Raw genomic sequence first — 10618 nt, forward strand, 5'->3', positions numbered from 1 at the left:
CTATTACGGGAATAACGCTTCAATCGTTCTGCGTTATTGGTTTCCTGTTTCCCACATAGATCTCGACTTCAACAAACCCAGTTTGCCGATCGTTGCCAGGCCGGTTTTCCTTCGCCTGCCACTGATTATGCTGAGCAGGAACTGGATCTGAACAGCTATTGCATCAGCAGACCTGCAGCCACCTTCTTTCTGCGCGCCAGCGGTGAATCGATGAACCAGGCTGGCGTGCAGAATGGTGATCTGCTGGTAGTGGACAGGGCCGAAAAACCACAACACGGGGACATCGTTATCGCTGAGATCGACGGTGAGTTCACCGTCAAACGACTGCTGTTGCGCCCACGCCCGGCACTGGAGCCGGTTTCAGACAGCCCGGAGTTCCGCACACTGTATCCGGAAAACATCTGTATTTTTGGTGTTGTCACTCACGTGATACACAGGACGCGGGAGTTACGCTGATGTTTGCACTGGCTGATATCAACAGTTTCTACGCCTCATGTGAAAAAGTTTTCCGCCCGGACCTTCGCAACGAACCGGTCATCGTACTCAGCAATAACGATGGCTGTGTGATCGCGCGCAGCCCGGAGGCAAAAGCCCTTGGCATCAAAATGGGGCAGCCCTGGTTTCAGGTGAGACAGATGCGCCTGGAGAAGAAAATACATGTATTTTCCAGCAATTATGCGCTGTACCACAGCATGAGCCAACGGGTCATGGCTGTTCTGGAGTCGCTTTCTCCCGCAGTTGAGCCCTACTCAATTGATGAAATGTTTATTGATTTGCGGGGGATAAATCATTGCATCTCTCCGGATTTTTTTGGTCATCAGCTCAGGGAACAGGTAAAGAGCTGGACAGGACTCACCATGGGGGTGGGCATTGCGCCTACAAAAACGCTGGCTAAAAGTGCACAGTGGGCAACAAAGCAATGGCCACAGTTTTCCGGAGTGGTCGCGCTGACGGCAGAAAACCGTAATCGGACCTTGAAGCTACTGGGGCTGCAGCCAGTTGGTGAGGTCTGGGGAGTAGGACGCAGACTGACGGAAAAGCTGAATGCGCTGGGTATTAACACAGCACTGCAGCTGGCGCAGGCTAACACGGCATTCATCCGGAAAAACTTCAGCGTCATTCTTGAGCGTACGGTACGCGAACTCAACGGCGAGTCCTGCATATCCCTGGAAGAAGCACCACCGGCAAAACAGCAGATTGTCTGTAGTCGCAGTTTTGGTGAACGAATCACAGACAAAGATGCCATGCACCAGGCTGTTGTTCAGTATGCAGAGCGGGCCGCAGAGAAACTACGTGGGGAGCGTCAGTATTGCCGGCAGGTGACGACATTTGTACGGACATCCCCCTTTGCAGTAAAAGAACCCTGTTACAGCAATGCCGCTGTGGAAAAGCTTCCATTGCCCACACAGGACAGCCGGGACATTATTGCCGCCGCATGCAGAGCCTTAAACCATGTCTGGCGTGAAGGGTACCGCTATATGAAGGCAGGAGTCATGCTGGCTGATTTCACACCATCGGGTATAGCACAGCCGGGATTATTTGATGAAATCCAGCCCCGTAAAAACAGTGAAAAGTTAATGAAAACACTCGATGAACTGAACCAGTCGGGAAAAGGGACAGTGTGGTTTGCGGGGCGAGGAACCGCCCCTGAGTGGCAAATGAAACGGGAAATGCTTTCTCCTGCGTATACCACCAGATGGACAGATTTGCCAGTAGCCCAGTTATGAATATGTAATCCACCCATAATATTGTTATCTTGTTATCTTGTTATCTTGTTATCTTGTTATCTTAATTAATCTATAAATCAAATACTTAACAGCTTGTTAAGTTGTTAACATAACAAAAATAATTGCATGGTTCGCGTTCAGATGGCAATATTAAGTTGTTAACTTAACAGCTTAATATGAGGCTATAATGATAATAGTATTAGGTAGTCAAAAGGGTGGGGTAGGTAAAAGTACACTGGCGGTATCTATAGCTGCGTATCTGATGTCACTAGGCAATAGAGTGATTATTGTCGACGCAGATGACCAGAAATCAGTATTAACCTGGTACAACAATCGCCCTGAAGATCTCCCTCATATTCCGGTTACAGGCGCGACAGGTAACATCAAAGCCATGTTAAAGGAACACGAAAAATCCTATGATTTTGTTATTGCAGACTGTGCTGGCCGTGATAGCGCAGAAATGCGTAGTGGATTGATGGCCGCAGATGTATTCATTTCTCCTTTGCGCCCATCTCAGATGGACCTGGATGTTGTGCCTCATACATGCTCCGTTTTTACAGCAGCAAAAGATTTTAATGAGGATGTTCGGGGATATCTCGTTTTAAACATGACGCCCACAAATATGTTTGTTAATGAAGCCAATGAGGCAGCTGAAGTACTTAAGGATTACCCTGAAATGCATCTGGCAAACTCCCGGGTATGTGATCGTAAAGCACATCGAGATGCTTGGGCCGAATCAATGACAATTTTTGAAACGCAAAATGATAAAGCCCAGCAAGAAATCGAAGCGTTAGTGAAAGAGGTTATTCTGTGAGAAATAGAGCAAACACTTCACCTCGTGACGAGGCAGCATTTATTAACGGTGGCACGGCTGGCCTTGATAATACCAAAAAGTCATCAGATAAATCATCGGTTGTAAGCAAAGCAAAACCAGTGAGTATTTCTTTTTTTGAAGAAAACCTAAAAGACATTGATGCCCTTATAACGGCTGAGATGGTTTCAGGTAAAGGCAGAGTGAATCGTTCTGATGTTGTCAGGGCGGCGGTAGAAGCACTTAAAACACTATCAAAAACAGAGGTATCACGATTGATAGCAGAAGTAAAACAAAGATAACACCTTACTATCTTGTTATCTTGTTATCTTGTTATCTTGTTATCTTGTTATCTTGTTATCTTGTTATCTTGTTATCTTGTTATCTTGTTATCTTCAATGCAATGTATTTTAGGATGACCTATGTTGAATAGAACCTAAAACAAAACAAATATTAATAGGGGTCCGCTTGGAAAAGCGGAAATTTTCCCACGCTAAGAGAATTGAGTTGAACGAGTGGTTACATCCAGGCCAGCTAACTCACTGAACCCCGTACAGGATCAGACATTCGGTATCTCCTTCATCCTCTGAGGAAAACAAATGAATTAACTGCTTACGTATATGGATACATATACAGTATTAATTTATTAAGGAGAAAATGGCATGTCAAGATTTAATGATAGTGATTATCATTAACATGAAGTGATGTTACACCGTTCAGAAAGCCTGCTGACGCTGTGGCAGCATCACAGTCTGAGTATTCTCTGGTGCAATACAAAAACCGGACTTTCCCGTAACAACAGACAATGTTACGGGAAAAGTTACAGAACTGAGCCACAAAATATCTCAGTACCTGAGATGCATAAAAACACCGTACATATGTTTCTCAAAAGGGGGATGATCGTTATCCAGCCATTTCGGTGGATCGGTATGCAGAACACCAATCTGCTTCATGCCGGTATGCTGCCTGGATTTTCTCGCGCAGTAATCACTGTCTTCATATCCCATCGTTTCGATGACCACTCTGGCCGTCTTTCCGTCAGGAGCCATTGCTGTGACAATGAAATCCGGCAGTACATATTTCTTTTCACCATTAACATAAACTTCTGTATCAAACAGGGGCCTTTCCAGACTTAATTCCGGCGTACCTGGCTTTCTTTTAAGCCAGCTGGCCACATTCAGAAGAGCAGTGAGCGTGTTTCGTTCCAGTTTGCTGTCCACAGGAACCGGACATGTCAGTTGATAAAGAGCATGAGCATACCCTTCACTGCAGATGATTCTGCCATCGGCACTCCGGCAAAAAGCAAGAATAACCCAGTAAGGGGGACGTATTCCGCCCTGCGCTTCACCATTAATACTGATCCCCCGCACAGGTCTGAAGACCTGAATATTACCGTTCGCCCAGTGAATTTCCACAGCATCACGACAGATGTGCTGCGCCATAAAAATCTGAAAGAACATATGTTTTCTTCTGGCAGGCCAGTGTCGTTCTGAATTCTCCAGCGTTTCCATTAACCGCTCCTGAGACCTTTCAGACATTCCTGGCCGGAAATGGATAATTTCAGATAAGGATCTTCCCCGAATATACTCCTGCTGTAGTGTAACCTGCCGTATGGCATCAAGACACTCACGATAATTAGTCCGGATACGGGGATTAGCCAGGGAATCCAGTTTATTCAGCCCTGCATCTTCAATAAGCGACAGGAGTAAACGGCCAAGGCGCGGACGTTTCTTGCGAACGGAGGAGCGCTCACCATTATGGTAAGCAGAGCGGGTCTGCAGTCTGATAACAGAATTACTGTCATCAGGTGGTAAAAAGTTTCTGTAATTTATACGGGTGCTAACGGGATGCCGGCTTGCTCCGAAGGATGTTTCCTCTTCATTTCCTGATAACTGACGATACATGGGGCATTCAGGTGCATGCTCATGATTAAAACTGGACAGATAAAGAGTACCCGTATTGTTTTTAAGAGCAGCAAAATTCATGGCCGGCGAATCTCCCGGAATACAGTCACACTGTAACCATGCATCATACTCACGCATTTCCCGGAGAAGATCATTGGCCAGGTTATGTTGTGCCATGGTTGCTGGCTTTTTCAGTCCACAGACCGTCTTTACTGCAGTCTCTTCCTCACTGCTAAGCTCCCGAATCACTTTGCCCCGGGGATTCTTCTTTACAAGTATCATTGGCATAATGAAAGCACTCCTTATGTACATGCTTAAACAGTAAGTAAAATATACAAAGAACACACCATGAAACAAAGGCAGAGATGAACTGTGCGCCCCGATATCTTCTTCTGACATCCTTTCAAATGAATTTTTTTTATTTATATCATGACAACATTAACGTTAGAGAATATATCAACCATGTTTCGGTCAGGGTTCAGTCGAATATCAATTCGACTGTCACGCCATAACTGTTACCGCCTCGAGTATAAATATTCAGAGAACGGACTTATAAACCATGAAAAATCACCTGACGGAAAATTTACTAATTTATGGATTGTGATATTATTAAAGAGTAAAACCAGCCAGCCGAGGTATTTATGGAAAAAAATCAGGAAGAAAGGAAAATCCCCGTCATTGTAGTGAAAAAACGTCGTACCTTTTCGTTACCTTCCTTATCCGAAAAAACAGATATTATCGAATCTGCATTTACTGAACAGGCAGCAGAATCAGCCCCCGTCGGAATAAATTCATCTGCCGTCGAAACACATATCCCCGAAGCACCAGCCAGGAAGAAGAAAAAGAAAAAACGCCGTTTCCCACGTCCCTCCCACTGGACCAGAGAGTATACTCACGAGTGCGTGGAAAAAATAAAGATCCTGTTTCCTCATCTTCGTGCTGAAGGTGGTGGATTTATTCCCCTGAAAATTGGCATAAACAATGATATTTCAGCATTTCTGGCAGAACACCCGGAGACAGAACTGACCATGGACGAATGGCTCTGTGCAGTGTCCTGCATCACCTCACGCCGTGTATATCTGCAGCGGACAGCTGTCGCCGGCGTCCCACGTTATGGTCTGGATGGTCACCCCAAAGGGCAGGTCTCAGAATCTGAAGCACAGAGTGCCGGTCGCAGACTGGTGACATTAGAACAAAAGTTGCTCAGGATGCAGGCACAGCAGGAGAATATTTCTGGGCAATAAACACTCCTGATAACAGCTGGACATTACGTATCAGAAAAATGGGAAGAGAATTATTATGAGTAAATCAGGTGCAGAAAAAATTCAATTCATCCTGAATAATCATGAACAGGCATACAGACGCCTGAAGCCTGTATATACTTTTTTAGAACTGGCATCTTGGATTTCGGTTGTTCTGCTGATTATATACCTATCAGGCAAGAATCACGTGCTTACAGCAGCTTTTCTCTGCTTTGCATGGACAGCATTCTGGGTTCTTTTCCTTTTACATTATTTCCCAAAAGTTTTCTCTATTCTCGATCGTCAGAGTCTGCTCAACCTCATGGAGGCCACCAAAGACTCACCAGATGTAAAGCAGGAGCTGCTTAACCGCCTTTTTTCCGGAAAAAGAATGACCGGGCGGGATGAAATGGATATCTGCCGTCTTCTGAGAAAAAATGAAGAAGAAAAAATCCGTCAGAGTGAACTGAATATCATCAGGAATTTTATTGATGAACAGCAGTTAACGAATAGTGATATTCCGAAGAAAAGTACGGTCCCAAATGAAGATAAAAAAGGCATAAGATGATATGAAATTAATAACCAGGCAAGCAGAGGATGGCGTGGTTTCATCCTAAGATTGATAGGGGTTAACCTGTAAGATAAAAGGACCGTGTTTACACGACGTCTCTGAAGGGCTTCGTTTGGGAAACGGACAATATCTAACTGACGAGGAAATTAAATAAGGGTTTAAAAATTAACGCACCATATATTATACACAGTATATAACGATTCAGATATCGTCACCAGGATATGCCGCGTCAGCGGCATGGAAGGCGGCACTCTGTTGTTGCATATGACACAGGAGTAAAACCGCCGAAGCCCGGCGTAAGCCGGTACGGACTGATAGATTTCACCTTACCCATCCCCAGCCCTGCCAGACCATACCCGTTTTCAGCCATGAGAGAGCTTCTGTGCGCGGTCGGAGTGGTCCCGACGAGGGTTTACCCGAAGTCGGGGCGTATCTCCGCGTTAGCGGGCCGTCAGGGCCGCTTACGAGCGTGTACGGAGGACTTCCAGCCAGAAGACTGGCAGCGATGATAATGTAGTTACAACATTCATAATTAAAAGCGATGTTGTTCCCGCCCTTTGGGCGGGGGCGGCCTCGCTTTTCAGTTATGAGGGGTAGGCACGGTGCTGCGTTTGTGCGGTGTTTTTATTCCTGATGTCTTTTTGTTGTGGTTTCAGAACGGTGAGGTTCGGGGCCCGCGCGTCAGCGTGGGAGGTGCTTTTAGATTCTGAGCGGCGCGGCCTTGGCCGCTGCAAGCGAAGGCCTCTCTGTATTTGTTCACAGTGGTTTCAGAGATAAAGACTTTCCCTGCGGCGAAGCAACGCAGGGGATTAAATAATGGGGGTAGGACTATATTGCAGGTTTGCTGTTTCAGGTTTGCAGCTTTTTAAAGTTCTTTGTTTGCGGATTTATGTGGATAACTGAAACAACGTGGCCATGTTCTGATGACTGATACGTGGTTTTATGGACAGATATGCCCCTCTGAGGGGATTTAAGGTGATTACTGCAGATTTTGGGCTGAGCGGAACCAGCGCCGAAAGCCCCGGAGGGGCTGGCGATGATTCAGTGCTGAAGGAATGGTGCTGTCTAGTGCGGCGGTGGCGCAGCCAGCGTCAGTTCAAGCTGACGCAACTCCCTGATGGCCAGTCGCTTCAGATGGTCATCGGAACAAAAATAGGCTTCATCCGGCGGCAGACGCTTCCTGAGATACTCTGCCATCTCATGAATCTGCTGGTCGGCAGGCAGTTTCTTCAGACGTCTGGCGCGCTTACTGGCTGCCGCTTTTGCACGACGGTGTTTCAGTGCATCCTGGCTGCGCTGCAGATACCAGCGTTTTCTGGCCGCATGTACGGAGATATCTTCATCCTCACGCAGTACGCCTTCCCGGATGAGTTGCTGGCGGATTTCACTTTCACGCAACCGCTTCTGCTGCTGTTCGTGAAGTTTCACCATGTCGACGCCCAGCATCTGCCAGCCTGCCGGTGTTATCCAGACGTAACGTGGCAGACGCTGGCGGGTTTCACGGTCCCACAGGGTTTCCTCTGAAACACCCAGCACACCAAAACGTACCTGTTCGGCCAGCAAACGGGAAAGGCGGGAGACCGTCACTTCCAGTTCCGGAATAACCTTCCCCTTGCTGTCTTTCGGGCTGATTTCTCTGGCCAGACGGGAAACACTCATGCCTACGGTATGTGTGCCCGCATCACTGAAGCTGACCAGAACCGGCCAGATGGCATCGAGGAGGCGTTGTTTTTCCGGACGGAAAGCATATTTGCGACCGGCATACGTTCGTTTCTGCACGTAAAAAGGATGCAGAGACATGTGCATGCGCAGGCTCTGCTCGCCGGTCACTGGGTCCTTTTTCACCAGACGGTTGTAGGCGTGCCCGAGCTGCCCGCTCAGCGCCTTATAGAGCTCAGGACGATACCAGGACGGATTTTCGCATTTGGGTTTGGTGGAGTGCTCACCGCGACGGCGCTTCGTGCGCTTCCTTTCCGGTTCAACCAGGAAAGTGGTCGCCCTTCCCGCTTCATAGTCTTCCCAGAAACGGATCTGCTCTTCGGGTGCTAACTGACTCCAGTGTACTGCGTTATATGGAGTATTCTTCAGACCTGCCACAAGCTGTCGCTTATGGCGGAGCGATTGTGCCGTGTATTTATACACTGCACAGGGTTGAATCTCTGGTACGGTTTCATTATACTTTACCCGTATTCTGTGAGGCCCCCATAATCTTTCTCCGTCCCGCCAAGTTCGTCGAAAGATTGTGGGGGTTTTCCTTTTATGGCTTCCGGAACATCTTCGGTCTTCTGACTTACTGCCCGTAAATGCCATCTCTCCTGAATGCCTTATGGCGCATTCTGCCGTCCGGCTTTCGCCGCTTTGCTCCACAGAGTGCCACCCTCTGCGCAGCTAATAACAACCGAAATATACCCGCTTTACGTTAATTTGAAAAGCATTACAACGATCTCTTCTCTTCCAGTGCCTCCTCACCGATACCTCTAATGAGTTAATCTTGACCTGCGTCAAAAAAATAAAATCTATTTTTAAAAGCAGATTTTTCTGCTTTAGATCCTTCTTTTGGATTAAAAGATCGACTTTTGTTCTACTCACGATCATTTATCTTACAACCGATCAACCTAACAGAATAATATTCTGTTTTAAGACAATTAAACGATCTAAAAAACCTTTAAAAAATCATTTTGTAGATCATTCGATCGTAAATAGAATGATTCTTAGATAATAAAACCATTTGTTACACAGCCCGCCAATTGTGTAACAACAGCCTCTACAAGAGCATATTTGTTCATATGTTCGTCAGAACTGCGGATTGTCTGGACGAGGGTCAGACACCGTTTCGTGCATATGGACCAGCATGTTCGAACGCCACAAAGCAGAAGCATCATGCCTGGATCGCTTCGGCGCGGAGCGTTAAGTTTTGACGCTTTTTTGTATGTTTTTTAAGCGGTTAGTTGACTCGGTACGTTATACTAAGTACCCTTTACTGGTCACAGGCAAAACTGTGATCGGGCGTAGGAACCCGCGTAGTCATCGTCGGCGCAGAAGTTAATTTCTTCATTTGGCGTCGTTTTTTGCCATACCATAAAGACAGGAACTTGTATTTCTTGTCGTCATCTATGGTAGCTCAGGCGGGGCAGGCATTAGCCTGGCCGGTTTCCGATGACGCCGGTATTCCTACCCCCGTCTGGGCTATCACCAATGAGCGTAGGAACTCGGTGATAGCGTTTTTTGTTGTCATCGGAGACCTTTGCTATGTCACCTCAAATGATACAGAAACTCCCGGCCATCACTCTGTTGGAAGGCATGTTTCCCGAGCTATCAACAAACCAGCTTAAAGTCTGCGTTTTTTACGCAATGGGTGTTCCTTACGACGCCATTGCTCAGAACTGTCGGCTTTCTCCCGAAACGGTACGAACCTACCTGAAGCGAAGCCTGAAGAACTTAAATCTGGAAGGATATGATGCACTTCGCTCTGCTGTGCTGATGCGAACGTTCGTTTTCATGATTAGCAATACAGCTAAAGAAAACGAAAAAATGTGAACAGGTGTCCCCATTAAAGGGGACACTTTCATGGAAATTGCATTTTGCACTTTACAGGCGCTCCCAAATTGATAAACATAAACACCAAGCACAAGTTACTTTAATAAAGCAAATCACTTCAGACGGTGTCCCAATTATTTGTATCTGGCTCATGCCCGATATATGGCGACCTTACTCTGAACTGACGTGCTGATGTTTTATTTCGCGTATCACGATACTGTGCCACTGTATTGCTGATATTAGTGCTTAGCCGTTCTTTATCTGTGAGTTCGCCAAATCACCGATACAGAACGTACTAGAGTCTGCTGGTTATATGCCTGTCAGAACTGCAGTTTATCCAGATATGGGCTGGACACTGCTTCAGACATATGATTTAGCATATTCGCCTGACATCGCAAAATCGTCCATCATGGATCGGTTTTGCGCGGAGCGTTGAACTTCGTGAATATAGAACACCTGAATAACCGGAACTGGTATCTTGCGCAATATAATACAGCCGGCAAAAACAGAGAATCTTTATTCTCATGGCTGAATGAGCAAAACGTCGTACCATGGACTCCATTAATAACAAGAAAGATAAGACGGGCAGACTCCAGGTGCTGTCACCGTGAAAGAATATTCGCTATTTTTCCAGGGTACTTTTTTATTCTGGCTAATTTTGACATTCAACCAGTATCGGCATTACGTCGCCATAGCGCCTTCATTGATTTCGTGAAGTTTGGCGGTGAAATAAAACCCGTCAATAGGTAATGACTCCAACTTATTGATAGTGTTTTATGTTCAGATAATGCCCGATGACTTTGTCATGCAGCTCCACCGATTTTGAG

At 46.4% G+C, this 10618-nt stretch carries 12 protein-coding genes and 1 pseudogene; 9 read left to right on the forward strand and 4 right to left on the reverse strand.

Features of this window, described 5'->3' with window-relative positions:
* Positions 1 to 36: 36 nt before the first annotated feature.
* The 4 genes from umuD to FTE26_RS08305 all read left to right on the forward strand — a co-directional run bounded on the left by umuD (position 37) and on the right by FTE26_RS08305 (position 2840).
* Positions 37 to 456, forward strand: a complete 420-nt coding sequence (gene umuD / locus FTE26_RS08290) for a translesion error-prone DNA polymerase V autoproteolytic subunit (protein ID WP_057109540.1) — start codon at positions 37 to 39, stop codon at positions 454 to 456.
* On the forward strand, positions 456 to 1727 hold the full coding sequence (locus tag FTE26_RS08295; protein ID WP_001703910.1) for a Y-family DNA polymerase: 1272 nt from the start codon (positions 456 to 458) through the stop codon (positions 1725 to 1727). The genes umuD and FTE26_RS08295 overlap by 1 nt, the downstream gene beginning before the upstream one ends.
* Before the next feature lie 187 nt (positions 1728 to 1914).
* The gene (locus FTE26_RS08300; RefSeq protein WP_000587689.1) at positions 1915 to 2541 is read left to right on the forward strand and encodes a ParA family plasmid-partitioning AAA ATPase; all 627 of its coding nucleotides are present in this window, start codon (positions 1915 to 1917) and stop codon (positions 2539 to 2541) included.
* Positions 2538 to 2840 (forward strand): hypothetical protein, encoded by a 303-nt coding sequence (locus tag FTE26_RS08305; RefSeq protein ID WP_001245884.1) that lies wholly within the window; start codon positions 2538 to 2540, stop codon positions 2838 to 2840. The genes FTE26_RS08300 and FTE26_RS08305 overlap by 4 nt, the downstream gene beginning before the upstream one ends.
* A gap of 543 nt (positions 2841 to 3383) precedes the next feature.
* Here the strand turns inward: FTE26_RS08305 and yagA are convergent.
* A complete protein-coding gene (gene yagA, locus FTE26_RS08310; RefSeq protein WP_039052405.1) occupies positions 3384 to 4730 on the reverse strand; it encodes a protein YagA in 1347 nt (448 codons plus the stop codon).
* A 353-nt stretch (positions 4731 to 5083) separates the two neighbouring features.
* Between yagA and FTE26_RS08315 the strand changes: the two genes are divergently transcribed.
* Together FTE26_RS08315 and FTE26_RS08320 are read left to right on the forward strand one after the other, a co-directional pair.
* Positions 5084 to 5686, forward strand: a complete 603-nt coding sequence (locus tag FTE26_RS08315; RefSeq protein ID WP_001703912.1) for a ProQ/FINO family protein — start codon at positions 5084 to 5086, stop codon at positions 5684 to 5686.
* Positions 5687 to 5741: 55 nt separating this feature from the next.
* On the forward strand, positions 5742 to 6251 hold the full coding sequence (locus FTE26_RS08320; RefSeq protein ID WP_012783913.1) for a hypothetical protein: 510 nt from the start codon (positions 5742 to 5744) through the stop codon (positions 6249 to 6251).
* A 232-nt stretch (positions 6252 to 6483) separates the two neighbouring features.
* Here the strand turns inward: FTE26_RS08320 and FTE26_RS08325 are convergent, their stop codons facing one another.
* Together FTE26_RS08325 and repA are read right to left on the reverse strand one after the other, a co-directional pair.
* On the reverse strand, positions 6484 to 6624 hold the full coding sequence (locus tag FTE26_RS08325) for a hypothetical protein (protein WP_032072206.1): 141 nt from the start codon (positions 6622 to 6624) through the stop codon (positions 6484 to 6486).
* A gap of 695 nt (positions 6625 to 7319) precedes the next feature.
* Positions 7320 to 8351 carry a plasmid replication initiator RepA gene (repA, locus tag FTE26_RS08330; protein ID WP_023518831.1) on the reverse strand — a complete coding sequence of 344 codons (1032 nt, stop codon included), beginning with the start codon at positions 8349 to 8351 and terminating at the stop codon, positions 7320 to 7322.
* Positions 8352 to 9322: 971 nt separating this feature from the next.
* Here repA and FTE26_RS08335 point away from each other — a divergent pair.
* The 3 genes and pseudogenes from FTE26_RS08335 to FTE26_RS08345 all read left to right on the forward strand — a co-directional run.
* Positions 9323 to 9586 carry an ash family protein gene (locus FTE26_RS08335; protein WP_032180564.1) on the forward strand — a complete coding sequence of 88 codons (264 nt, stop codon included), beginning with the start codon at positions 9323 to 9325 and terminating at the stop codon, positions 9584 to 9586.
* Positions 9504 to 9791, forward strand: a complete 288-nt coding sequence (locus tag FTE26_RS08340) for a helix-turn-helix transcriptional regulator (protein ID WP_000074855.1) — start codon at positions 9504 to 9506, stop codon at positions 9789 to 9791. Before FTE26_RS08335 ends, FTE26_RS08340 begins: the two co-directional genes overlap by 83 nt.
* A gap of 441 nt (positions 9792 to 10232) precedes the next feature.
* Positions 10233 to 10538 (forward strand): annotated as a pseudogene (locus FTE26_RS08345) (transcription termination/antitermination NusG family protein); the annotation flags it as partial.
* 13 nt (positions 10539 to 10551) lie between these two features.
* Here FTE26_RS08345 and FTE26_RS08350 read toward each other — a convergent pair.
* Positions 10552 to 10618: IS1 family transposase (locus FTE26_RS08350; protein ID WP_004209611.1), on the reverse strand; the 67-nt coding region annotated here is incomplete at its 5' end.

The sequence above is a fragment of the Escherichia sp. S10b genome, from assembly GCF_028421345.1.
Taxonomy (GTDB): Bacteria; Pseudomonadota; Gammaproteobacteria; order Enterobacterales; family Enterobacteriaceae; genus ECMA0423.

What these genes read in the sequence shown, in the direction of transcription:
- FTE26_RS08295 (WP_001703910.1), top strand. Translation starts at nt 456, where the DNA reads ATGTTTGCACTGGCTGATATCAACAGTTTCTACGCCTCATGTGAAAAA.
- FTE26_RS08300 (WP_000587689.1), top strand. Translation starts at nt 1,915, where the DNA reads ATGATAATAGTATTAGGTAGTCAAAAGGGTGGGGTAGGTAAAAGTACA.
- yagA (WP_039052405.1), bottom strand. Translation starts at nt 4,730, where the DNA reads ATGCCAATGATACTTGTAAAGAAGAATCCCCGGGGCAAAGTGATTCGG.
- FTE26_RS08315 (WP_001703912.1), top strand. Translation starts at nt 5,084, where the DNA reads ATGGAAAAAAATCAGGAAGAAAGGAAAATCCCCGTCATTGTAGTGAAA.
- FTE26_RS08320 (WP_012783913.1), top strand. Translation starts at nt 5,742, where the DNA reads ATGAGTAAATCAGGTGCAGAAAAAATTCAATTCATCCTGAATAATCAT.
- FTE26_RS08325 (WP_032072206.1), bottom strand. Translation starts at nt 6,624, where the DNA reads ATGGCTGAAAACGGGTATGGTCTGGCAGGGCTGGGGATGGGTAAGGTG.
- FTE26_RS08340 (WP_000074855.1), top strand. Translation starts at nt 9,504, where the DNA reads ATGTCACCTCAAATGATACAGAAACTCCCGGCCATCACTCTGTTGGAA.